The organism is Bacillota bacterium LX-D (assembly GCA_031628995.1).
Lineage (GTDB): Bacteria > Bacillota > DUOV01 > DUOV01 > Zhaonellaceae > JAVLUO01.
Genome location: JAVLUO010000011.1, coordinates 36,920 through 61,171 on the forward strand (window position 1 = coordinate 36,920; position 24,252 = coordinate 61,171).

General features: G+C 35.8%; 18 protein-coding genes, 9 tRNA genes and 2 pseudogenes. 22 read left to right on the forward strand and 7 right to left on the reverse strand.

Translation table 11 applies throughout. The annotated features are described in order from the left end of the window. Positions 1 to 119: 119 nt before the first annotated feature. From spoIVA to RDV78_09525, 19 genes and pseudogenes are all read left to right on the forward strand, one after another. Positions 120 to 1,598, forward strand: coding sequence for a stage IV sporulation protein A (spoIVA, locus tag RDV78_09435; protein MDS1030686.1), 1,479 nt, complete (start codon positions 120 to 122; stop codon positions 1,596 to 1,598). A gap of 156 nt (positions 1,599 to 1,754) precedes the next feature. Beyond that, positions 1,755 to 2,204, forward strand: a complete 450-nt coding sequence (locus RDV78_09440) for an ACT domain-containing protein (protein ID MDS1030687.1) — start codon at positions 1,755 to 1,757, stop codon at positions 2,202 to 2,204. A 34-nt stretch (positions 2,205 to 2,238) separates the two neighbouring features. Further along, positions 2,239 to 3,531, forward strand: a complete 1,293-nt coding sequence (locus RDV78_09445; GenBank protein ID MDS1030688.1) for a homoserine dehydrogenase — start codon at positions 2,239 to 2,241, stop codon at positions 3,529 to 3,531. Between the two features lie 18 nt (positions 3,532 to 3,549). After that, a complete protein-coding gene (gene thrB, locus RDV78_09450) occupies positions 3,550 to 4,446 on the forward strand; it encodes a homoserine kinase (protein MDS1030689.1) in 897 nt (298 codons plus the stop codon). Positions 4,447 to 4,465: 19 nt separating this feature from the next. Further along, positions 4,466 to 5,713, forward strand: a complete 1,248-nt coding sequence (locus RDV78_09455) for an aspartate kinase (protein MDS1030690.1) — start codon at positions 4,466 to 4,468, stop codon at positions 5,711 to 5,713. 53 nt (positions 5,714 to 5,766) lie between these two features. Further along, positions 5,767 to 5,843: transfer RNA gene (locus RDV78_09460), tRNA-Pro, on the forward strand. Between the two features lie 156 nt (positions 5,844 to 5,999). After that, positions 6,000 to 6,569 (forward strand): hypothetical protein, encoded by a 570-nt coding sequence (locus tag RDV78_09465; GenBank protein MDS1030691.1) that lies wholly within the window; start codon positions 6,000 to 6,002, stop codon positions 6,567 to 6,569. A gap of 105 nt (positions 6,570 to 6,674) precedes the next feature. Next, entirely contained in the window at positions 6,675 to 7,808 is a 1,134-nt protein-coding gene (locus tag RDV78_09470) for a glycosyltransferase (protein ID MDS1030692.1), read from the forward strand. Between the two features lie 126 nt (positions 7,809 to 7,934). Then, complete coding sequence (gene galU / locus RDV78_09475) at positions 7,935 to 8,852, forward strand: UTP--glucose-1-phosphate uridylyltransferase GalU (GenBank protein ID MDS1030693.1); 918 nt, start codon at positions 7,935 to 7,937, stop codon at positions 8,850 to 8,852. Positions 8,853 to 9,006: 154 nt separating this feature from the next. After that, positions 9,007 to 9,385 (forward strand): annotated as a pseudogene (locus RDV78_09480) (group II intron maturase-specific domain-containing protein). A 361-nt stretch (positions 9,386 to 9,746) separates the two neighbouring features. Continuing rightward, on the forward strand, positions 9,747 to 10,433 hold the full coding sequence (locus RDV78_09485) for a metal-dependent hydrolase (GenBank protein ID MDS1030694.1): 687 nt from the start codon (positions 9,747 to 9,749) through the stop codon (positions 10,431 to 10,433). A gap of 51 nt (positions 10,434 to 10,484) precedes the next feature. Then, the gene (locus RDV78_09490; protein ID MDS1030695.1) at positions 10,485 to 11,117 is read left to right on the forward strand and encodes a bifunctional precorrin-2 dehydrogenase/sirohydrochlorin ferrochelatase; all 633 of its coding nucleotides are present in this window, start codon (positions 10,485 to 10,487) and stop codon (positions 11,115 to 11,117) included. Beyond that, complete coding sequence (gene hemA / locus RDV78_09495) at positions 11,102 to 12,418, forward strand: glutamyl-tRNA reductase (GenBank protein ID MDS1030696.1); 1,317 nt, start codon at positions 11,102 to 11,104, stop codon at positions 12,416 to 12,418. Before RDV78_09490 ends, hemA begins: the two co-directional genes overlap by 16 nt. A gap of 24 nt (positions 12,419 to 12,442) precedes the next feature. Further along, complete coding sequence (gene hemC / locus RDV78_09500; GenBank protein MDS1030697.1) at positions 12,443 to 13,384, forward strand: hydroxymethylbilane synthase; 942 nt, start codon at positions 12,443 to 12,445, stop codon at positions 13,382 to 13,384. Then, complete coding sequence (cobA, locus tag RDV78_09505; GenBank protein MDS1030698.1) at positions 13,374 to 14,891, forward strand: uroporphyrinogen-III C-methyltransferase; 1,518 nt, start codon at positions 13,374 to 13,376, stop codon at positions 14,889 to 14,891. Before hemC ends, cobA begins: the two co-directional genes overlap by 11 nt. 33 nt (positions 14,892 to 14,924) lie before the next feature. Then, positions 14,925 to 15,905 (forward strand): porphobilinogen synthase, encoded by a 981-nt coding sequence (hemB, locus tag RDV78_09510; protein ID MDS1030699.1) that lies wholly within the window; start codon positions 14,925 to 14,927, stop codon positions 15,903 to 15,905. Positions 15,906 to 15,919: 14 nt separating this feature from the next. Beyond that, entirely contained in the window at positions 15,920 to 17,218 is a 1,299-nt protein-coding gene (hemL, locus tag RDV78_09515) for a glutamate-1-semialdehyde 2,1-aminomutase (GenBank protein MDS1030700.1), read from the forward strand. A gap of 163 nt (positions 17,219 to 17,381) precedes the next feature. Then, positions 17,382 to 17,468, forward strand: a tRNA-Leu gene (locus tag RDV78_09520). Positions 17,469 to 17,584: 116 nt separating this feature from the next. Beyond that, positions 17,585 to 17,805 (forward strand): annotated as a pseudogene (locus tag RDV78_09525) (beta-eliminating lyase-related protein). Positions 17,806 to 17,898: 93 nt separating this feature from the next. Here RDV78_09525 and RDV78_09530 read toward each other — a convergent pair. From RDV78_09530 to RDV78_09560, 7 genes are all read right to left on the reverse strand, one after another. Next, positions 17,899 to 17,973: transfer RNA gene (locus RDV78_09530), tRNA-Gln, on the reverse strand. Between the two features lie 7 nt (positions 17,974 to 17,980). After that, positions 17,981 to 18,066: transfer RNA gene (locus RDV78_09535), tRNA-Tyr, on the reverse strand. Positions 18,067 to 18,073: 7 nt separating this feature from the next. Next, positions 18,074 to 18,148: transfer RNA gene (locus RDV78_09540), tRNA-Thr, on the reverse strand. A 38-nt stretch (positions 18,149 to 18,186) separates the two neighbouring features. Then, positions 18,187 to 18,261: transfer RNA gene (locus tag RDV78_09545), tRNA-Thr, on the reverse strand. 7 nt (positions 18,262 to 18,268) lie between these two features. Beyond that, positions 18,269 to 18,345 (reverse strand) — tRNA-Asp (locus tag RDV78_09550). A gap of 5 nt (positions 18,346 to 18,350) precedes the next feature. Further along, positions 18,351 to 18,426: transfer RNA gene (locus tag RDV78_09555), tRNA-Glu, on the reverse strand. Between the two features lie 15 nt (positions 18,427 to 18,441). Further along, a tRNA-Pro gene (locus tag RDV78_09560) sits at positions 18,442 to 18,518 on the reverse strand. Between the two features lie 525 nt (positions 18,519 to 19,043). Between RDV78_09560 and RDV78_09565 the strand changes: the two genes are divergently transcribed. The 3 genes from RDV78_09565 to acsB all read left to right on the forward strand — a co-directional run bounded on the left by RDV78_09565 (position 19,044) and on the right by acsB (position 24,225). Further along, positions 19,044 to 19,805 (forward strand): P-loop NTPase, encoded by a 762-nt coding sequence (locus RDV78_09565; protein MDS1030701.1) that lies wholly within the window; start codon positions 19,044 to 19,046, stop codon positions 19,803 to 19,805. A 198-nt stretch (positions 19,806 to 20,003) separates the two neighbouring features. Next, entirely contained in the window at positions 20,004 to 22,016 is a 2,013-nt protein-coding gene (gene cooS / locus RDV78_09570; protein MDS1030702.1) for an anaerobic carbon-monoxide dehydrogenase catalytic subunit, read from the forward strand. A 28-nt stretch (positions 22,017 to 22,044) separates the two neighbouring features. After that, on the forward strand, positions 22,045 to 24,225 hold the full coding sequence (gene acsB, locus RDV78_09575; protein MDS1030703.1) for an acetyl-CoA decarbonylase/synthase complex subunit alpha/beta: 2,181 nt from the start codon (positions 22,045 to 22,047) through the stop codon (positions 24,223 to 24,225). The last annotated feature ends 27 nt before the right edge of the window (positions 24,226 to 24,252 follow it).

Sequence of the window (24,252 nt, forward strand, 5' to 3'; positions counted from 1 at the left end):
GAATAACAAACAAAAAGATAATTATAACTTTTTGTTTTTAAAGTATGGAAAAGGAGGGATGGGTGGATTTTAACCCACATAAGTATTATAGGAAAGATTTAATTAAAGGAGGGGAAACAATGGAAAACTATGACATATTCAGGGATATTGCTGAACGCACTGGGGGAGACATATACCTGGGTTTTGTTGGTCCTGTTCGTACTGGAAAGTCAACTTTAATTAAGAAATTTATGGAGTCAATTGTTTTACCTAATATAAAAAATCCTAACGAGCGGGACAGGGCTAAAGATGAGTTACCTTTAAGCAGCGAAGGAAAGACTATTACTACTACCGAGCCTAAATTTATACCAAATGAGGCAGTGGAAATAGTTATCAAAGAAGGTTTAAAATTAAAAGTTAGAATGGTAGATTGTGTTGGCTATAAAGTTGAAGGAGCAATTGGCTACGAAGAAGATAACGGTCCAAGAATGGTACATACACCATGGTTTGAAGAAGCAGTAACTTTCCAAGAAGCAGCAGAAGTAGGGACTAGGAAAGTAATTACAGACCACTCGACAATTGGTATTGCTGTATTTACTGACGGTAGTATAAGCGATATTGCAAGGGAGAATTATTTAGACGCAGAAGAAAGAGTTATTTATGAATTAAAAGAGCTAAAAAAACCCTTTGTAATTATTTTAAACTCTACCCACCCTGAGCAAGAAGACACAATACAATTAGCCCATTCTTTAGAAGAACAGCACAACGTACCAGTATTACCAATGAATTGTGCCTATTTAACGGAAAAAGATGTTTTGAATATACTAGAAGAAGCACTTTATGAGTTTCCTGTGACAGAAGTTAATGTTAACCTACCTAAATGGGTTGATGAATTAGAAAATAGTCATTGGTTAAGAGCAAGTTACGAGGAATCAGTTCATGAGGCCATTGAAAAAGTCACCAGATTAAGAGACATAGATGGAGTAATTGATGAATTGGCTTTAAACACCAACGTCGAAAAAGTTTATCTTAAAAATGTTGATCTTGGAACAGGAAGTATTGAAATTGAGATATATGCTCAGGAAGGACTTTTCCATAAAATTTTAAATGAGTTAACAGGCTTTGAAATTGAAGGGGATCATACCTTACTTCGGCTAATGCAAGAGTTAAGCGTAATCAAAAAAGACTATGATAAAATTTCTTACGGTTTACAAGAAGTACGCAATATGGGTTATGGTATGGTAGTACCTACTGTTGAAGAAATGGAACTGCAAGAACCAGAATTAATTAAACAAGGACGTGGTTTTGGGGTTAAACTAAAAGCAGTAGCACCATCTTACCATTTAATCAAAGCAAATATTACAACTGAAATAACTCCTTTAATTGGAACAGAAAAACAATGTGATGACTTAATTAAATACATTATGGATGAATTTGAAGAGAACCCACAAAAGATATGGGAAACTAATGTTTTTGGAAAATCCTTAAGTGATTTAGTACGGGAAGGAATTCAAGGTAAGCTTTATCATATGCCTGAAAATGCCCAGCAGAAGTTACAGGAAACGTTAGAGAGAATAGTAAATGACGGAAGTGGTGGATTGATTTGCATTATTATATAAGTCGGTTTAAACCGACTTTTTTATTTTTTAAGAGTTATTTACTGAAGAGTTTCATAAAATGTTGGGAAATAGTTATTGACAATTAAACGCATCCTATGGTAATGTCTACTGTATAAAACCAAATGTTCACCATGCAAAGACGAGTAGGTGAGAAAGGTGCCTAAAACAGAAAATGAACGTTTTTACATCGTAAGTGCAAATATATTACCTGAAGCTATTAAAAAAACTGCTGAGGTAAAGGAAATGCTTAAAAAAAATGAGGCCATGACAATTAATGAAGCGGTAAAGAAAATTGGACTTTCGAGAAGCGCCTTTTACAAGTACAAAGAAGGTGTTTTCCCTATCTATTCTAGTGGGACGAGTCAGATTACTACTATTTCGTTAATTTTAGAGCACCGTTCTGGCATTTTATCTCAAGTTATTAATTCAATTGCTGACGTTCAAGGGAACGTTCTAACTATTAATCAAAGTATACCACTACAGGGCTTGGCCAACGTAACAATATCTATTGAAGTAGGTAATTTGACTTTAGGGTTAAATGAGCTCATACTGTTACTTAAAAATATAGATGGTGTTAATAAAGTTGAAATATTAGGTAACAGTTAATTATTAAACAATATAGTTATAGGGTGGGATAAGTTTGGAAACTATTAAAATTGGAATTTTGGGTTGCGGTACTGTAGGCAAGGGCGTAATTAAAGTACTTTGCAATAATAGAGATAGTATCGCCAGAAAAATTGGCAGCTATATAGAAATTGTTAAAGTGTTGGAGCGAGATCAGCAAAAAATTCAAGATCCAACTTTTCGCCAGATTTCTTTTACTTCAAACGCTTATGAAATTTTAGATGATCCCGAAATAAATGTTATTGTTGAGGTAATGGGAGGAATTGAACTTCCACGGGAATATATTGTATATGCATTGCGAAATGGCAAAAGTGTTGTTACTGCCAATAAAGATTTAATGGCCATAAATGGTGAGGAGCTTTTCGCTGCGGCTGAGGAAGGAAAAGCTGATTTACTGTTTGAAGCCAGTGTAGGAGGCGGAATACCCATTATCGGACCATTAAAAGAATCCCTAGCAGGCAATAAAATTAATACGGTAATGGGCATCATTAATGGCACGACTAATTATATTCTAACAAAGATGGCTAACATGGGTAGTGATTTTGACGAAGTATTAGCAGAAGCGCAAAAGTTGGGTTATGCAGAAGCAGATCCTACTTCAGATGTGGAAGGATTAGATTCAGCTAGAAAAATCGCTATTCTTGCCTCAATTGCATTTAATACTAGAATCACTTTTCCTAATGTTTATGTAGAAGGGATTACAAAAGTATCTGCAAGCGACATTCTTTATGCAAAAGAATTGGGTTATGTTATAAAACTATTAGGTATTGCCAAAGAAGAACAAAAAGAAATTGAGGTAAGAGTACATCCAGTATTTTTGCCTAAAAATCATCCATTAGCTAGTGTAGATAATGTTTATAATTCAATTTATATTAAGGGAGATGCAGTTGGAGATGCCATGTTTTTTGGCCGTGGAGCTGGAGAACTGCCTACGGCTAGTGCAGTAGTTGGGGATATAATGACTATTGCTAAAAATATAAAGAACGGTTTAATGGGAACAAATCAATGTACTTGTTTTGAACACAAAAGAATTAAAACTATTTTTGAAACAAAATCAAAATATTATTTAAGACTTAGCGTTAAAGATAAACCTGGAGTCTTAGCTAGCATTGCCAGTGTTTTAGGTAATCAAGAGGTCAGTATTGCCTCTGTAATACAAAAGAAAAGACAAAACGAAATAGCAGAGATTGTTTTAATAACCCATGAGGTCAAAGAGGCCAACTTGCAGGATGCTTTAAATATTATTCGAGGTTTGTCAGTAGTTAACGAAATTAGAAATGTTATTCGAGTTGAGTCTGGTGAAGAATAAAATATTGGGGGAAAAAATATGATAAAAGTTCGGGTGCCTGCTACAACTGCAAATCTAGGTCCTGGGTTTGATACATTAGGAATGTCCTTAGATTTATATAATTATCTAGAATTAGCTGAAATAGAAAAGGGTTTAGAGGTATATGTTCAGGGTGAGGGAGAGCAGGTAATACCTAAGAATTCGGACAATATAGTTTTAAAAGCTATAGTTGAAACACTAAATCGCTGTAAGTATAAACGTAAAGGTTTACAAATTAAGCTTATTAATCATATTCCTGTAGCAAGGGGCTTAGGCAGCAGTGCGGCGGCAATAGTCGGTGGAGTTTATGCTGCTAATTTATTAGCTGGAAATAAATTATCTAAGGAAGAGCTCTTAGATATTGCAGTTGGACTAGAAGGACATCCTGATAATGTGGCACCTGCCCTATTAGGCGGGATACTAGTAAGCAGTGTTAAAAACAACAGCATAATTTATCGTCGAATAAAGCCTCCGGAGGAAATTTCTACTGTTGTAGCTATACCTAATTTTTCTTTATCCACTAAAGTTGCGAGAAATGTACTTCCGGAAAAAATTTTACTTAAAGATGCGGTGTTTAATGTCGGCAATATTGCTTTACTTGTTCTGGCATTGGCCTCACAAGATTACGATTTATTGGGGCAAGTCATGGAGGATAAACTGCATCAGCCTTACAGAATGAAACTAATACCTGGAATGGATCATGTATTTAAAGCTGCAATAAGAAAGGGTGCCCTAGGTGTAGCATTAAGCGGAGCAGGTCCGACTTTAATAGCTTTTACGCGAGGGTATAAAAAGGAAGTTGGGGAAGCCATGCAGGAAACATTTCAAAATTATGGTGTTTCTTGTTCCATTAAAAATTTAAAACCCACTTTTTTAGGTGCAGAAACAGTCGTTTAAACAAATGGGGGTATGTAACATGGGAATAGTGGTGCAAAAATTCGGAGGCAGTTCAGTTGCCAATCCCGAACGTATACAAAGAGTTGCTCAAAGAATTGTAGAATGTTATAAATCCGGTAACCAAGTTGTTGTGGTTGTTTCGGCACTTGGTGATGCGACCGATAATTTAGTTGCACTATCTCGAAGGATTACTACCAATCCTTCAGATCGGGAAATGGATATGCTTTTGGCAACTGGTGAACAAGTATCTATTGCCTTATTAACTATGGCTATTCATGCTCTGGGCTACGAGGCAATATCTTTAACCGGTCCCCAAGCCGGTATTATTACGAGTAATGTTCATACAAAAGCTAAAATAATAAATATTAATAGTGCACGCATTCAAAAGGAATTACATCAAGGAAATATTGTTATTGTCGCTGGTTTTCAAGGAAAAACTGCTAATGGAGAAATAACAACATTGGGACGCGGAGGGTCAGATACTTCTGCTGTTGCCTTGGCCGCTGCCTTAAAAGCAGACATCTGTGAAATTTTTACAGATGTAGATGGAGTTTACACTACAGACCCTAGGATAGAAGTTAATGCTCAAAAACTTTCCTCGATATCCTATGAGGAAATGCTTGAATTAGCAAGTCTTGGGGCCTTAGTTTTACAACCTAGAGCAGTAGAATTTGCAATGCAATTTAATGTTAAATTACACGTTCGTTCCAGTTTTAACTATAATGAAGGTACAATTGTGCAGGAGGTTAGTAATATGGAAAGAGATATAGCAGTAAGCGGTATAGCACATGATTCTAATGTAGCGAAAATTACTCTTTTTGGTGTACCCGATGAACCAGGAGTCGCCTGTAAACTTTTTACTGCTTTAGCTGATGGAAATATTAACATTGACATGATTATCCAAAGCAGTTCCCGGAGTGGGCATAACAACATTACTTTTACAGTTGCAAAGGATGATGCGGCAAAAGCTTTGGCTATTACTGAACAAATAAAAGAGATAATTGGTGCTGAAGGAACTGCTTGTGATGACACAGTAGCAAAAGTTAGTATTGTTGGAGCTGGAATGGTTGCTAACTCAGGCGTTGCAGCTAAAATGTTTGAAGCCTTATCCAAAGAAAAAATTAATATTCAATTAATATCCACATCTGAAATAAAAATATCTTGTATTGTTGGCATCAATGATGTTGAGAAGGCTGTCAGAGCTATCCATGCTAAATTTAAGCTTAATAAAAAACAAAATCAGTTGGATCTTGCCACTATTAACTAAATAGAGAATTTTTCTTGACATTATTATTACAAGATAGTAAAATATAATTTGTTCGGGGCGTGGCTCAGTTTGGTAGAGCGCTACCTTGGGGTGGTAGAGGTCGCACGTTCAAATCGTGTCGCTCCGACCAAATACTTTTATAGCAAAATTTATTTTTTGCGAAACTCCTCTCGAAATGAGAGGCTTTTTTGTTTTACTTGCTAAATATGTTTTGTTAACATTAGTATAATTAATGTTATTTATTAACAATATATTAAATGGATTATAATAAAGGGGTAAGGAACTGATGGAAATTAACAGCTTAAAAAATGAATTTAAAAGTATATTTAAAAAATTTAACGAATTGTGTAGAGAGGTAAGCGAAAAGAACAATTTAAAAAAGCAAGAATTATTACAGAAATTAATTAATGATTTTTACAGCTATTTTTCTAATAAGGGTTATAGGATAATTTCAGGAGAGAATAAGTATACAGCCGAAAAAAATGATTTTGAAATATCTTTAATATTTAATGATGATGATACTTTTTTGCTTGAAATCCCACAAAAAGATGTCACGTATAGCCTAGAAATCAGAGCTGGGTATGATGCACAGAAAATGATATTTTGGAAACATCCTTTAACCTACAAAGCTGAATTTTTAATGATCAACGGGAATGTAGATGAATTTTTAGGTGAAATTACTGACCTTGAGGTCCTAAAAAAGCTGTATCAGAACCTACATGAAAATATCTTACATTACGAACAAACTTTAAAGAATTATGATGAAGTCGACTTTGTTTATTCATTTTTAGATTCAAATATTGAAATTACTGACTTTACTGATATAATGGAAAAACATCTTCAGTTTGACCAATAATTAATGCTAAAAAATACTCCTACTACCATAGGAGTATTTTTTAGCATTAAAACCACTTTTTTGAGAAAGAATTACTTTAAATAAAAAAATTAATCGGTGGATTAAATGAATAAAATTAATCTTTTATATTTAGTAAGGCCAGTGGCAGGTGGCATTAAAACTCATCTTATAAATCTTTGCAATGGATTAGAAGAAGAAAAATATAATATATATTTAGCTACTCCAAATATCCAAGATTTTATTCCCCATTTACCGAAACAAAATGTACAGTTATTGTCCTGTGGGATAACGGGCAATTTGAATTTACCGTTAGATTATAAGGTTGTACATGAAATTGCTCATTTTTTGAGACAGTACCATATTCAAATTATCCATACCCATGGCTTTAAAGCAAGTTTACTAGGACGTATTGCTGCCCGAATGGTAAAAACCCCAATTGTAATAACAACTGCTCATAATTTTATTTATAATAACTTAAATAATAGCATAACAAAATTATTGGTTAGAAATTTGCAAAAAAAATTAGCTACCGGTACTGATCATTTTATTGCCGTTTCCCAGGCTTTAGCGGAAGATATTATTAAAAATGAAGGAATTTTGCCTAAAAAGGTTACCACGATATATAATGGAATAGATACTAGAATTCAACGAAAACGAATTATACTTCTAGAAAATTTAATTGACCCTTCGTTTCAAAATATTGTTGTGATTGCGCGCCTCATACCTGAAAAAGGTGTACATTTATTTATACAGATGTCTAAAATAATTGCAAATTTATTCCCACTTGCCAGGTTTTATATTATTGGTGATGGCCCAGAGAAAAATAATTTAAAATTGCAAGTTAAGGAATATGATTTAGAGGAAAAAATATTTTTCTTGGGTTATAGAAATGATGTTGCCGATTTGCTTTCTCAATTTAAAATAGTTGTTATACCTTCATTAAACGAAGGTTTATCTGTAACTGCTTTAGAAGCAATGTTAGCACAAAGGGCAATTGTTGCTTCAAATGTTGGCGGACTTCCTGAATTAATTGAACATGGAAAAACAGGTCTCCTTTTTTCGAAAGGAAATGTAATTGAAGGGGCAAATCAAATTATCAATTTACTTAACAATAAAAATTTAGCAGCTTATCTAGCTCATAATGCATTGCAAAAGGTTCTAAAAAATTTTAGTCGAGAAAAAATGTGTCAAGAAACAAGTGAGATTTACGAACATTATTATCTAGTAAAGAAATTATAAGAAAAACTTTTTTAAGTAATGAGACATATTGTTTTTGAATAAATTATATTACGTTGACATTAATATGCTGATTTTTTTTTATTTTACTGCTTTTGGCCTTAAAATAGTAGTGTAGGGGGTTAGAAAGTGAAAGTCAAAAAAGCAATAATACCAGCTGCTGGGCTGGGAACGAGGTTTCTACCTGCGACAAAAGCACAACCTAAGGAAATGTTACCAATTGTTGACAAGCCAGCTATTCAATATATTGTTGAGGAAGCTGTAGCGTCGGGTATTGAAGATATACTTATTGTAACAGGCCGTAATAAAAGAGCTATAGAAGATCATTTTGATCGCTCAATTGAACTAGAAATTCAGCTCAAGGGAAAAAACTCCACTAAGCTTTTAAATCAAGTTGTAGAAATATCCGAAATGGCAGATATTCACTATATTAGACAGAAGGAAACCAAAGGACTAGGACACGCGGTTTATTGTGCTCGTAAATTCATAGGAAATGAACCATTTGCTGTTCTCTTAGGTGATGATATTATTTCAAGTAAAATTCCCTGTTTAAAACAAATGTTAGAAATTCATGATCAGTTAGGAGGAACCATTTTAGGTATCAAAGAAGTATCAGCAGAAGAGGTAAATAAATACGGTATTTTAGATGCGCAATTTATAAAAAAAGGATTGCACCGAGTAACTAATTTAGTAGAGAAACCAAAAGCGGAGGAAGCTCCCTCAAGTTTAGCTGTAATGGGTAGGTATATTATCCAGCCAGAAATTTTTTCAATCTTAGAACAAACTCCTCCAGGTTCAGGCGGTGAAATCCAGCTTACTGATGCACTAAAGGAGTTATGTAAAACTCAGCCTATTTACGGATATGAATTTTTAGGACGCAGATATGATATAGGCGACAAGCTAGGATTTTTAATGGCAACAATTGAATTCGCTTTACAACGTGAAGATTTAACTCCTAGCTTTAGTAAATATTTAGCAGAGTTAAAATTTAACCTAACTTCTCCATATCTTGAGGAAACTGCAGCAACCATGGCTGAGAAAGACTAAAAGTTTTGACTTTTAGTCTTTTTAGTTGGTGCGCTCGGCATGGGCGCTTGCTTGTCGGTGAAAGTCCGATACGGGGGTTGATAGTGCCAACCGTTAGCCTAAGACAAGGGTGTCCATCGTGAGGTGGAATCTAAAGGAAGCCGGCGGCAAAGCTCTGGATAAAGAACTTGAAACAAGAGGCCTGAAATTCTGCCGTTATGCAGACGACTGTAACATCTACGTTAAAAGTCGTAAAGCAGCAAACAGAGTAATGGCAAGCATCACTAAATTCATTGAAGGAGAGTTAAAACTCAAGGTCAATAAAAAGAAAAGCACAGTGGATAGACCTTGGAAACTTAATTCTTAAGTTTTTCCTTTTACCATAAAAAGGGTGGAATAAGAGTGCACCCGAAGCCCGTTAAGAAATTTAAGCAAAAACTAAAAAAGCTAAAGGCAGAAGCAACGCTATGAGTATGGAGCAAAGAATGTTAAAGCTAAAACAGTGCATAACAGGATGGGCTAATTACTTTAGCATTGCAGATTTGGGAACTCTTGCAAAACAATGGATGAGTGGCTGAGAAGAATACCAGTTTGAGAAAATATCTATGACAACCTGGCATAACTCCGCAAACCCATTGATAAGTATGGCCTTACCAAACAGTTGGTTTAAGGAATAGGGTTAATTGATTTGGAAACATAAAATGTCGGCGTTTTGTCTCACTTCTACGAGAAGTGACTGAGGTCTATCAGGAGCCGTATACGAGGCCCGTACGTACGGTTCTGTGAGAAGGATAAAGCCGAAGCAAATTATTTTGGCTTTACCTTACTCGATCTATAAATTTACCTTTAAACTTTCGCTTAGATATTAAATTAATTATAATAATGGTAATATCACTTTTAGATGGGGAGATTAACATGAAATTAGTTTTCCATGGGCATTCATGTTTTGAAATATGCTTAGCTCAAGATAATATTATAATTGATCCCTGGCTTAATAATAACCCTCAGGCAAAGGTTAGACCAGAAGAGATAAATGTTTCCGCAGTTCTAGTTACCCATGGGCATAGTGACCATTTAGGCGATGCTATTTATATTGCCCGAAATAACAATGCGCTACTTATTGCTCCATTTGAATTGGCTAGCTACTGCAATAATTTTGGGGTTAGAACTCATGGGATGCATATTGGAGGAGCTAACCGCTTTTCTTTTGGCAAAGTTAAGTTGACTCAAGCTTTACATGGTTCAGCTGTGATAGAAGATAAAAACATAATATATACAGGAAACCCCTGTGGATTTATTTTAGAATTAGAGGGGAAAACCGTTTATCATGCTGGAGATACGGGACTTTTTGGAGATATGCAGTTAATTGGCAAAAACTACAATATTGACGTTGCACTTTTACCTATTGGGGATAATTTTACAATGGGAATTGATGATGCAGTACAGGCAGTTGAGTTTTTACGTCCTAAAGTTGTTATTCCAATGCATTATAATACTTTTTCTTTAATTACTCAAAATGTACAAGAATTTGTAGAAAAAGTTAAACTTTGCAATTGTTCTGAAGCAATACCTCTACAATCAGGCAATGCTTTTACGTTATAATTTTGATATAATTAAATAGTTATGGTTGAAGAAAGATGGTGAGTGCAAGCATTGATTAAGTATTTTCCAGTCTTACTAGATTTAACGCAAAAAAAATGCCTAGTAATCGGTGGCGGAGAAGTTGCGCAACGTAAAGTTTTTTCTTTATTAGAATGCGATGCTGAAATTGTTTTAATTAGTCCTACAATAACTGAGAAATTACAATATCTTGTAAAAAACCATAAGATTAGTTATATACCTAGGGAATACAATCCTAAAGATTTGGGTTTACCGTTTATTGTTATTTGTGCAACTGGAAATACAGAACTTAATTTAGCTATCGCTGCCGAATGTTCTAAACGTAACATTTTAGTAAATGTAGTAGACAGCCCTGACAGTGGTAATTTTATTGTGCCGGCTGCCATACGTAGAGGAGACTTATGTATCAGTATATCTACCGGGGGGCATAGTCCTGCTCTCTCTAAAAAGATTAGGCAACAGTTAGAAAGTCAGTTTGGGGAAGAATATATAAAATATCTTGATTTAATGGAGGAAATGCGTAAAACAGTTATTGAAAATATCCCTGAACAAAAAAAACGTGCGGAAATATTTAAAAAATTAGTTGATAGTGATATTTTGGACTTACTCAAAACAGGACAAGATCAACTTGCTAAGGAGAGAGCTAAGCAATGTATATCGTTGTAGTTGGGTTGAACCATAAAACAGCACCTGTGGAAGTAAGAGAAAAGTTATCTTTTTCACATTCAGAATTATCAACAGCCCTAGACCAATTAAAAAAATGTGGTTATATTAATGGATGTGCTATCCTTTCTACCTGCAATAGAACTGAAGTATATGCATCTGTTAGTGATATTGAGCTTGGATTACTAGAAATTTATTCATTGTTAAGTCTAAGTTGTAGTTTACAAGTAGAAAATTTAAAAGAGTATTTATATGTGTTTAATGATTATGATGCTGTTAAGCATTTGTTTAATGTTGCTGCTGGTTTAGATTCTATGATATTAGGTGAAACTCAAATTTTAGGGCAGGTAAGAGAAGCGTATTTGGAAGCCTGTAATTATGGTTCAACAAACGGTGTTTTGAATAATCTTTTCCAACAAGCTATTTCTGTTGGCAAAAGAGTTCGAACAGAAACTAAAATTGATCAGAGTGCTGTTTCTATAAGTTATGCTGCTGTTGAACTCGCCAAAAAATACTTTGGTAACTTGAATGGACGTACAGTCTTAGTAATGGGTGCGGGCAAAATGAGCGAGTTAACAGTTAGATATTTAGTAGCAAATGGTGTTTCAACCGTATTAGTTACAAATCGTTCTTATGAAAAAGCATGTAATTTAGCAGGAGAATTTGGTGGAATAGCTGTAAGATTTGACGAACTAAACAATTACTTACCTACATCTGATATTTTAATTAGTTGTACTTCAGCCCCTCACTATATACTCAAAAAACAAGAATTGGAAATTATGCTGGCAGATAGGTCTGAGGCTATTCTTTTAGTTGATATAGCCGTACCTAGAGATATTGATCCCCAGGTAGCAGAAATTCCATTAGTTAGGTTATATGACATTGATGATTTACACGATGTAGTTGAGCAGAATTTAGAAGAAAGAAAGCAAATTGCTATAATTGCAGAAAATATTATTAGTGAAGAGATAAATGTTTTTTTTGATTGGTTAAATTCTTTGTTTGTTGTTCCTACAGTTATATCTTTAAAAAGAAAAGCTATAAAAATAAAGGAGCAAGAACTTGCAAGAGCCTTACGCCGTTTATCTTCACTGACAGAAAAGGAAAAAAATATTATAGCTTCCATGGCTAATTCTATTGTTAATCAATTAGTACATGATCCAATTGTTAATTTAAAGAATTATGCGTCAACTCAACAAGGTCATTTATATACGGAAGTGTTGCAAAATCTTTTTAATTTAGATGTTCAAGATTTACCACCAACAAACCAGGTTAATATAAAAAAGAAACTTAAACTTAAGTAGCACCAATAAATTGGGGGGAGAAGAGTGCGGGAGATAGTAATTGGAACTAGGGAAAGCGCTTTGGCATTATGGCAGACTAATTGGGTTGTTGAACGATTACGTGCTAGAAACCCAGAATACACTTTTAGAATTAAAAAAATTAAAACACAAGGAGATAAAATTTTAGATGTTGCCTTAGCTAAAATTGGCGATAAAGGACTATTTACTAAAGAAATAGAAATGGCTATGTTGAACAAAGAAATTGATTTAGCCGTCCATAGCATGAAAGACTTGCCAACAGTGCTTCCACTAGGGTTAAAAATTGGTGCAATTTGTGAGCGTACCGATTCAAGAGATGTAGTATTATCCCTTAAAAACTACAGCTTAGATTCTTTACCTAAAGGAGCTAAAGTTGGAACTAGTAGTTTACGCAGAAAATCACAGCTTTTAAATTATAGGCCAGATTTAAAAATTGAAGATTTAAGAGGCAACCTTAATACTAGAATTTCAAAATTAGAACAAGAAGGGTTCGAAGCAATTATTTTAGCGGCTGCTGGTGTCAAAAGAATGGGTTTCGAACACCTTATTACTCAAGTTATACCAAACCATATTTGTCTCCCAGCTGTTGGACAAGGTTCCATTGGAGTTGAAATACGGTCCGATGATGAAGAAATTTATAATATTACTCAAAAAATCGCTCATTCCGAATCTTCTTTAGCAATTGAAGCAGAACGTGCTTTTTTAAAAACTCTAGAAGGAGGATGTCAAATACCAATTGGTGCTTTTGGTGAAATAGTTGGAAATGAATTATCTTTGGTTGGATTAGTAGCTAGTTTAGATGGTAAAAAAATTATTAGAGATAAAGTCACAGGTTTAAGCGCTCAACCTGAAAAAATTGGTCAGTGTTTGGCAGAGAAATTACTGCAAAAAGGGGCAGATGTTATTTTAAATGATGTGAGACGGGAGATTGAGAATAGTGGCAAATAAAGGATATGTATATTTAGTTGGTGCTGGTCCAGGGGACCCAGGACTTTTAACAATTAAAGGACAGCAATGTATACAGAAAGCAGATGTTGTAGTATATGACCGCCTAGTAGGGAAAAAATTACTTGGTTATGTTCGCTCTGATGCAGAACTTATTTACGTAGGTAAATCGCCTGAAAGGCATACCTTACGTCAAGAAGAGATAAATGAACTATTATTAAAGAAGGCTTTAGAAGGGAAAATAGTTACCAGACTAAAGGGAGGGGATCCCTTTGTTTTTGGTAGGGGTGGAGAAGAAGCAGAAATACTTCAGGAAAATGGAGTGCAATTTGAAATTGTGCCTGGAATAACTTCAGCCATAGCTGTTCCTGCTTATGCAGGCATACCTGTAACTCACCGCAATTGTACATCAACTATTGGTATTGTGACAGGTAATGAAGATCCAACTAAAGAAGATTCAAGTATTTCCTGGGATAAAATTGCTACTGGCATGGGTACACTTGTTTTTTTAATGGGTATGGCAAATTTACCTAAAATTGTACATAAATTAGTAACTAATGGAAGATCGGCTGATACTCCTGTAGCTTTAATCAGGTGGGGGACAAGGCCGGAGCAAGAAACTTTAGTCGGTACTTTATCTGATATAGTAGCAAAAGCTGAAAAAGTTGGCTTTAAAAATCCTGCAATTATTATTGTGGGTGAAGTAGTTACCTTAAGAGATAAACTGCAGTGGTTTGAGCAAAAACCTCTATTTGGCAAAAGAATTGTTGTTACTAGATCCCGAGAACAAGCTAGTGCTTTAACAAACTGTTTAGAACAACTAGGTGCGGAAGTCGTTGAATTCCCTACAATTGAAATTACTCCCCCTGCAGACTATTCTCTATTAGATCAAGAGCTAGAGAATATTGCAAGCTATAAATGGATTATATTTACTAGTGCCAATGGTGTTCGAGCATTCTTTAAACGTCTGCGGGATTTAAAAATGGACATCAGGAGTCTTTACGGCATCAACATTTGTGCTATTGGCCCCAAAACTTCTGAAGCTTTAGAAAACTATGGTTTATGTGTTGAATATGTACCTGAGGAATTTGTAGCGGAAGCAGTTATTGCTGGTTTACAAGATAAAATAACAGAAGGGGATAAAGTGTTATTACCGCGGGCTGACATTGCACGCAAAGTGCTGCCTGAAGCCTTGAAAAAGATAGGGGCAGAGATTACAGAAGTGGCTGTTTATAGAACTGTTAGATCTGAAAATAACTTACCAATGTTACTTGAGTTATTTGAGAATAATCAAATTGATATTATTACCTTTACAAGCTCATCTACAGTTAGAAATTTTATTGAAACCCTACCGCAAGGCCAAAAATTAGATTTATTAAATAAGCCGAAAATTGCCTGTATCGGTCCTATAACTGCGCAAACTGCCAAAGATTTTGGATTAGATGTCCATATTGTAGCATCTGAATATACAATCGAAGGTTTAGTACAGGCATTAGTTAAGTCTAAGTAAGGTAAAGCAAAATATTTTATTGGGGGTTATATTATGCCTGAATATCCTATTTATAGACCTAGAAGGTTACGTAAAACTGAAACATTACGCAACCTTGTACGGGAAACAGAGTTACAACTAAAAAATTTAATTTACCCAGTATTTGTTATTGGGGGGAAAAAAGTTAGGAATCCTATAAAATCTATGCCTGGCGTTAGCCAATTATCAGTCGATGAACTGTTAATAGAGGTTAGAGAAGTTGTAAGTTTAGGAATCCAGTCAGTTATTTTATTTGGTATTCCTGACGTGAAAGACCCTTTGGGCAAAGAAGCATATTCAGAGAATGGAATTGTGCAACAGGCAATTAGAGCATTAAAAAAAGAATTTCCCCACTTACTAGTTATTACTGATGTTTGCCTCTGCGAATTTACCGACCATGGCCATTGCGGTGTAGTTAAGAACGGGCAAGTAATTAATGACGAAAGCCTGGACCTTCTTGCTAAAACAGCTCTTTCCCATGTCCAAGCTGGGGCAGATATGGTTGCGCCATCAGATATGATGGACGGTAGAGTCAAAGCTATTCGACAACGTTTAGATGAGCACGGCTATAAGGATATTCCTATTATGGCCTATTCCGCAAAATATGCTTCAGCTTATTATGGCCCTTTCAGAGATGCTGCAGAATCTACTCCTCAATTTGGCGATCGTAAAAGTTATCAAATGGACCCTGCCAATCGGGAAGAAGCATTGCGGGAAGTTGAACTTGACATTCAAGAAGGTGCGGATATTATTATGGTCAAACCAGCTTTAGCCTATTTGGATATTATCAGGCTAGTTCATGATAATTTTAATTACCCTCTAGCTTGTTATAATGTAAGCGGAGAATATTCAATGATTAAAGCAACTGCACAACAAGGCTGGATTGATGAAAAAAAAGTTGTTCTAGAAACTTTACTTGGAATGCGTAGAGCAGGTGCAAGTATGATTATTACTTATTTTGCTAAGGATGTGGCACGCTGGCTTAAGGAAAAATAAAAGGGGGCAGGATAATGAAGTTAGTTAAATCTCAGGAATTATTTCAAAAAGCTCAGAAATTAATGCCTGGAGGAGTTAACAGCCCTGTACGAGCATTTAAATCTGTTGGATTAAATCCTCCTTTTATAAAAAAAGGTTTAGGATCTAAAATTTATGATGAGGATGGAAATGAATATATAGATTATGTTGGGTCTTGGGGGCCCTTAATTTTGGGTCATAGTCATCCCGAAGTTACTACCGCTCTACAGAAGTGCATTTCGAAAGTAGGAACGAGTTTTGGCGCTCCTACAGAACTAGAAGTTATAATGGCTGAGTTAATAACAAAACTTATGCCTTCCATAGAAATGGTTAGAATGGTTAACTCAGGAACTGAGGCAACAATGAGTGCTTTGCGCTTAGCGCGGGGATATACTGGTAGGGATAAAATTATTAAGTTCGAAGGCTGCTATCATGGACATGCAGACCATTTATTAATCAAGGCAGGTTCTGGTGCTTTAACCTTCGGTGTGCCAACTAGTCCAGGCATTCCAGCGAATATTGCAAATAACACAATTGTAGCACCCTATAATAATATTGGGGCATTAGAAGAAATTTTTGCTAAAGATGGGGAAAATATTGCAGGTGTTATTATTGAGCCTGTAGCAGGTAATATGGGCTGCGTTCCGCCTCAGCCTGGATTTTTACAAGACTTAAGGAATTTGACTACCAAATACGGTGCCTTATTGATTTTTGATGAAGTCATGACTGGTTTTAGAGTGAGCCTTGGTGGTGCTCAAGAACGGTATGGAATTACCCCTGATTTAACTTGCTTAGCTAAAATTATTGGTGGTGGCTTACCAGTAGGTGCTTTTGGCGGGAAGAGAGAAATTATGGAGCATATTTCCCCAGCTGGTCCCATCTATCAAGCTGGTACTCTATCTGGAAACCCTTTAGCTATGACAGCCGGTATTACTACGTTACGACTTTTGGCCCTCCCAGGAGTATATGAAGAATTGGAGGAGAAAGCAGCTAAGCTAGAAAAAGGGTTACGAGAAGCAGCAACTGAAGCAGATATAGAAGTAACATTTAACCGTGTAGGAGCAATGTCTACTACATTCTTCACTAACCATGCAGTAGTAGATTTTGACACAGCACTAACCTCTAACTTAACAGCTTTTACAGCGTACTTTAAATCAATGTTGGAGCAGGGCATTTATTTGGCTCCATCACAATTTGAGGCTGGATTTATTTCCTTAGCTCATAGTGATGAAGATATTGAGCGAACCGTTGAAGCTAGTGTAAAGGCCTTTAAATCTGCTTTAAATTCTCAATAATTATATGTATTAATCTTGCCAGGTAGGTAATACTACAATTATACACTCACTTCTTCATAGACCTCCTTTTAACCAACAAGTGTTAGCTTGTTGGTATTTTTTTAGTCTTGTCTTCATTGACATTAATAATTTATATGGTATAATTAATACTGCTTTAAGTAATGCGGCTGTGGCGGAATTGGCAGACGCGCTAGATTCAGGTTCTAGTGAGAGCAATCTCATGGGGGTTCAAGTCCCTTCAGCCGCACCATAATATCATATTTTAATAGGGATCTAATGTATAAAAATACATTAGATTTTTTTGTACTTGTATTGTATTACTTATAAGGATATAAGTGCAAAATAGAGAGCAAGGAGTGGATTAACATGGAATTTATTGACTTAAGAAGCGATACTGTAATAGAACCAACACAAGCAATGCGAGAAGCTATGTACAAAACCAAAGTAGGTGATTCTATTTATAATGATGACCCAACTATGAAGGAATTGGAAGAGTAGCAACTGCTTTGGTAGGTAAAGATGGGGCCTTATTTGTACCAAGTGGAACTTTTGGGAATCAATTAGCATTGTTTACCCATTGTACACGTTAGAAAACGCGCATTCCAATGGTAGGGTTATTCCCTTATAAAATTAATATCATAAAAATAAATAAAAAAAGAACCTACTCAGAGGTCCTCTTTTGGCTGGGGCGGCTGGATTCGAACCAACGGATGGCGGATCCAAAATCCGCTGCCTTACCACTTGGCGACGCCCCAAAAAAAATGGTGGAGAGAGCTGGATTCGAACCAGCGAAGGCGGTGCCAGCAGATTTACAGTCTGCCCCCTTTGGCCAACTCGGGAATCTCTCCATTTTGGTGGAGCCGACGATGGGATTTGAACCCGCAACCTGCTGATTACAAGTCAGCTGCTCTGCCGTTGAGCTACGTCGGCTTTAAGATAAAATATATATAATTAAAAAAGAAGAAAAATGGAGCCGACGATGGGATTTGAACCCGCAACCTGCTGATTACAAGTCAGCTGCTCTACCGTTGAGCTACGTCGGCTTTTAAATGGCGACCCCGATCGGATTTGAACCGACGATCTCCTGCGTGACAGGCAGGCGCTTTAAACCACTAAGCTACGGGGCCATTGATGGTGACCCGTAGGGGATTTGAACCCCTGTTACCGCCGTGAAAGGGCGGTGTCTTAGACCACTTGACCAACGGGCCTTTATTAATTTTGTGTGGTCGGGGCGGAGGGATTTGAACCCCCGACCCTCTGGTCCCAAACCAGATGCGCTACCAAACTGCGCTACGCCCCGCCGACGACAATGGTTATTATATCTAAAGTTTTTTAAAATGTCAACACGTTTGATAAAAAATATTTACTATGCATATTTATTATAAATTATTTACTGATGATACCTAATATTTCTATATTCTAAGTTCTGATCAATAAATTTAATTAATAAACTAGAAAAGTAGTAAACTAATACTTTTTAAATCAGAACAAATAGTATATTATTATATTGTGGTTTTCAAAAACAATTATTCTTAGTATTGCTGATTTTTAAAAAAACCTAGTAAACAACTAAAAATGGCTGAAATTAGTGTTTGTATATTTCTGCAAATTATTATAAAATAACTATTGGACATTGAGATTAAATTCACTTTAATTCCAATATTATTTTTTATTCTTGGACAAGTACCAATTAAAGTTGATAGATACTTCCTAAAGAATCATATATATTACCAGGGTATTTTTTTTTTAATGTAGAAACATGATAATAATAGTGTCTATTAAGTAGTACTATATGTCTAAGAATAAATAATTAGGAGTGACTGTGGTGAAAATTGCCGTTTCAGGTAAAGGCGGAGTTGGCAAAACTACTTTTTCTGCTGAACTGATTAAGTTTTTTGCCCGAAATAACTATACGGTATATGCGGTTGATGCAGATCCAGATTTAAGTTTGGGAACCTTATTAGATTTTCCTGAAGAACAAATTAATAATTTAACACCTATCTGTGATATGCGGGAAGATCTTTTGGCAACAACAGGCGAGGGGGCGTTTTATTCACTTAATCCTGAGGTTGATGAATTATTGAACCGCTTTGTCCTGGAGAAAGATAATATCAAGTTTTTAAAAATGGGTGCATTAAAAAGTGGCGGAACAGCATGTTACTGCAGAGAAAATTCTGTACTACGGGCTGTTATTTCTAAACTTTTATTAGACAAAAAAGAAGTTGTTATAATAGATATGGGGGCTGGCATTGAGCATTTAACAAGGGGTACATCTTCAGGAGTTGACATTATGTTCATTGTAACAGAACCCACTAAAGTTAGTGCCCAGTCAGCTAAAGTCATAGCTAAACTAGCTAATGATCTTGGCATAAAAAATATACAATTTATAGGCAACAAAGTTCACAGCAATGCTGACTATAATTTCTTAAAGCAAAACTTTCCAGAAAACTTAGCATTAGCCATTGAATATGAGGAAGAAATTTTATTAGAAGCCAGAGGGGAAGCTGTTAAAAATAAAAAGCTTACCGAGGCGGTGGAAAGTTTGGGGAATACTCTAAAAGGGAGGGAAGAAGCACAATTAAAATAACTTAAGAGTTTTGAAATACAGAAATTTTGTTAGAAGTACAGAAATTTGTTATATGTTTAATTTGTTATATGTTTATTGAAAACTTATTTTTAACAAAGATATATAAAATTTACCTTTTACACCCAATTGTTATTTATATGTATTTTTAATAATTATTATTTTTAAATAATTATTATTTTCAAAAAGGGGGTTCTTGTAATGCCTAGATTTAGAGATTTAACTCTCACTTCAAAACCCTCAGACACTCCTAGAGTTACTGAGGGAAAAGTTAGGGAGCGTACTGTTGATGAAGCAGCATTAGCGATGTTGGAAGAAGCCAAATCTAAAAATATTGAAACTGCTTTTGACCGCTTTGTTGCTCAACAACCACAATGTAAAATTGGTTATCAAGGAATCTGCTGTCGTATATGTTTGCAAGGTCCTTGCCGTGTAAAACCAGGTGATGGACCTGGAAGCAGAGGTATATGTGGTGCTAATGCATATACAATTGTTGCTAGAAACCTAATTAGATTAATTGCCGGTGGCGCAGCTGCCCACTCTGACCATGGTAAGCACATTGCATTGGCATTATACGAAGTTGCTCAAGGTAAAGCACCTGATTATAGCATCAAAGATCCAGCTAAACTTCGTAGAGTTGCTGAAAAAATTGGTATTAGTGTAGAAGGCAAAACAGATTTACAAATTGCTTATGAAGTTGCAGATGCAGCATTAGAAGATTACAGACGCATAGATGCTAGCAAACCTGCTACTTGGGTAGCTACTTCTATTACTGAAGGACGTAAAAAGAAATTTGCCAGCACTAATATTATGCCTTTCAGCATCAATGGTAATATTGTTGAATTGATTAGTGGTACCCACATGGGTATGGATGCTGATCCGGTTAACTTAATTTTCCAAGGCTTGAAAGTTGCATTATCTGACTATGATGGTAGTTATATTGGAACAGATTTATCCGACATTCTTTTCGGCACACCTCAACCTGTTGTAACAGAAGCAAACTTAGGTGTCCTTGAAAAAGAAAAGGTGAATATTATTGTTCATGGTCACAATCCTTTATTAAGTGAAATGATGGTTCAAGCTGCTAAAGAAATGGAAGCAGAAGCTAAAGAAGCTGGCGCAACCGGAGTTAAATTATCTGGTATTTGTTGTACAGGTAATGAAGTATTAATGCGTCATGGTGTACCTATTGCCACATCCTTTGCATCACAAGAATTAGCAATGATGACAGGTGCGGTTGATGTCATGATTGTTGACGTTCAATGTATTATGCCTTCAATTCGTCAAGTTGCTGAATGTTATAATACTAAAATTGTTACAACTCAACATCATACTAAAATACCTGGTGCTTACCATTTTGCTTTTCAAGAAGATAAAGCTTTAGAAACTGCAAAAGAAGTTGTACGTTTGGCAATTCAAGCTTATAAAGAAAGACAGGGTGGACCAGTTGCTATTCCAAATATTAAAAATAAAGTTGTAGCAGGTTTCAGCTTAGAAGCAGTTCTAGACATCTTCAGTAAAGTTAATCCTGAAGAACCTATGAAAGTTGTCACAGATGCAATTTTAGCTGGAGAAATCAAAGGTGTAGCTGCATTTATTGGATGTAATAACCTGAAAGGTTATCAAGATAACAACCATTTAACAATTATGAAAGAAATGGCTAAAAATGACGTCTTGATTTTAACAACAGGTTGTTCCGCTCAAGCATTTGCAAAACACGGTTTCTTAGATCCTGCTTGTGTTGATGAATATGCAGGTCCTGGCTTAAAAAGCTTCTTAAAACGTTTGAGCGATGCTAACGGAGTAGACTTACCTTTAGCATTCCACATGGGTTCTTGTGTCGATAATACTCGTTTATGTAATTTCTATACAATGATGGCTAATGTACTTGGAGTTGACACACCAAAAGTACCGTTTGTAGTTTCTGCTCCTGAAGCTATGAGCGAAAAAGCTGTAGCAATCGGAAGTTATAATGTTAGCTTGGGTGTTCCGGTGCATGTAGGTACAATGCCACCTGTTGAAGGTAGTGACTTGATTTACGGTGTTACTACTCAAATTGCATATGATGTATTTGGTGGATATTTCATTCTTGAAACCGATCCTGAAGTTGCTGCGAAAAAACTATTAAATGCGTTAGAATACCGTACTTGGAAGCTACAAGTACATCATGATGTAGCAAAGAAATTTGATACTGAAATATGTAAAGGATACTAATATTTCTTGGAAGGGAAGGGGGAGAATAATGAGCGATTTTGATAAAATTTATGAAGGTGCAATAATTGAAGGTAAAGAACCAAAAAAATTATTCAAACAAGCTTATGACGGTACTATTATCGCATTAAGCTATGCAGAGATTATGTTAAATCAAGCAATAAAAGAATATGGTGAAAATGCTGAAATAGGATATCCTGATACAGCATATTTCCTCCCTGTAATTAGATCATTAAGTGGTGAGGAAGTAACCAGATTAGGTCAGTTAGTACCAATCTTAAATAGAATGCGTCATCAGGTTAAATCTGATTTAACCTTTGAAAATATGCTCTTAGCTGGTGAATCAACTCTTTATGCTGCAGAAATCATCGAAGCTATAAGATATTTAAGAAAAGAAAACATGGCTGTTGAGCCTTGGACAGGCTTCTTAGGGGACCCCATACTCAGAAAATATGGTATTAAAATGGTTGACTGGACCATCCCTGGTGAAGCAGTTATTGTGGGAAGAGCTAAAGACAGTAAAGCTGCAAAAAAAATAGTAGATGACTTGATGGGTAAGGGCTTAATGATTTTCCTGTCAGATGAAATTATTGAGCAGTTATTAGAAGAAAACGTTAAATTAGGTGTTGACTATATTGCGTTTCCATTAGGAAACTTCACTCAAGTTGTGCATGCAGCAAACTACGCCTTAAGAGCTGGTATGGCTTTTGGTGGTGTTGCACCTGGTTTAAGAGAAGAACACAGAGATTATCAGCACAGACGTATATTGGCTTTCGTTCTTCAATTAGGTGAAAGAGACGAAGTTAAAACTGCTGCTGAAATGGGCTGTATTTTCTTGGGATTCCCAGTCATCACTGACCAAGAGCTAGAGCCTGATGAAACACTTAATGATTGGTATATTTCACAGCCTAACTATGATAAATTAGTACAAACTGCGTTAGAAGTTAGAGGTATTAAATTAACCAACGTTGAAATTGATATTCCAATTAACTTTGGTCCTGCTTTCGAAGGTGAAACAATTCGTAAAGGCGATATGTTTATTGAAATGGGTGGGGGTAGAACACCATCCTTCGAACTTGTTAGAAATGTTGCGGAAGATCAAATTGAAGACGGGAAAATCACTGTAATTGGCCGCGAAATGGATGAAATAACTGAAGGTGAAAAGCTCCATTTCGGATTGATGGTGGATATTTATGGCCGTAAAATGCAAGATGATTTTGAAGGTGTGCTAGAACGTCGTATTCACGATTGCATGAACTATGGTGAAGGCTTATGGCACACGGCTCAAAGAGATTTAAACTGGCTGCGTGTAAGTAAAGATGCTGTAGCTAAAGGGTTTAAATTTAGACATTATGGGGAAATTATTATTGCTAAAATGAAACAAGATTTCCCTGCAATTGTAGACAGAGTACAAGTTACAATTATTAATGACCCAGACGAAGTCTTGAAGCAACTTGAAGTTGCTAGAGAAAGATACAAATTTAGAGATGATAGAACTAAAGGTATGACAGACGATGCAGTTGATACATTCTACTCTTGCATACTTTGTCAATCCTTTGCTCCAAGTCACGTTTGTATTGTAACACCAGAACGTGTTGGTCTCTGCGGTGCTGTTTCGTGGCTCGATGCAAAAGCTGGCTATGAGATTAACAATGCTGGTCCAAACCAACCTATTGTTAAAGGTGAAGCTATAGATGAGGTTAAAGGTGTATGGCAAAGCTGTAATGATTATTTCAATCAAGCATCAAATGGACACTTAGATGAAGTATGCCTTTATTCTTGCTTAGACAGACCAATGACATCTTGTGGATGCTTTGAAGCTATTATGGCTATTGTCCCGGAAGCTAATGGCTTAATGATTACTACAAGGGAACATGGTGGATCTACGCCATGTGGCATGACCTTCTCCACGCTTGCAGGTACTGTTGGTGGTGGTATGCAAACTCCTGGATTCTTGGGTATTGGCCGTAGCTATATTGTAAGTAGGAAGTTTATTCCTGCCGACGGCGGTATTGCAAGAATCGTATGGATGCCTAAAGAACTAAAAGAGCAATTAAGAGAAGAGTTTATACAGCGTTCGATTGAAGAAGGTTTGGGTGAAGACTTTATTGATAAAATCGCTGATGAAACAGTAGGTGAATCTGCTGAAGACATCCTACCGTTCCTTGAAGAAAAAGGACATCCGGCCTTAACAATGGATCCGCTGATGTAAATTATATATTTTAGGAAGGGAGAGATT

Excerpts from the sequence above, each read along its gene's own strand:
- spoIVA (MDS1030686.1), top strand. The coding sequence starts at position 120 with ATGGAAAACTATGACATATTCAGGGATATTGCTGAACGCACTGGGGGA.
- thrB (MDS1030689.1), top strand. The coding sequence starts at position 3,550 with ATGATAAAAGTTCGGGTGCCTGCTACAACTGCAAATCTAGGTCCTGGG.
- RDV78_09455 (MDS1030690.1), top strand. The coding sequence starts at position 4,466 with ATGGGAATAGTGGTGCAAAAATTCGGAGGCAGTTCAGTTGCCAATCCC.
- RDV78_09465 (MDS1030691.1), top strand. The coding sequence starts at position 6,000 with ATGGAAATTAACAGCTTAAAAAATGAATTTAAAAGTATATTTAAAAAA.
- RDV78_09470 (MDS1030692.1), top strand. The coding sequence starts at position 6,675 with ATGAATAAAATTAATCTTTTATATTTAGTAAGGCCAGTGGCAGGTGGC.
- RDV78_09485 (MDS1030694.1), top strand. The coding sequence starts at position 9,747 with ATGAAATTAGTTTTCCATGGGCATTCATGTTTTGAAATATGCTTAGCT.
- hemA (MDS1030696.1), top strand. The coding sequence starts at position 11,102 with ATGTATATCGTTGTAGTTGGGTTGAACCATAAAACAGCACCTGTGGAA.
- hemB (MDS1030699.1), top strand. The coding sequence starts at position 14,925 with ATGCCTGAATATCCTATTTATAGACCTAGAAGGTTACGTAAAACTGAA.
- hemL (MDS1030700.1), top strand. The coding sequence starts at position 15,920 with ATGAAGTTAGTTAAATCTCAGGAATTATTTCAAAAAGCTCAGAAATTA.
- cooS (MDS1030702.1), top strand. The coding sequence starts at position 20,004 with ATGCCTAGATTTAGAGATTTAACTCTCACTTCAAAACCCTCAGACACT.
- acsB (MDS1030703.1), top strand. The coding sequence starts at position 22,045 with ATGAGCGATTTTGATAAAATTTATGAAGGTGCAATAATTGAAGGTAAA.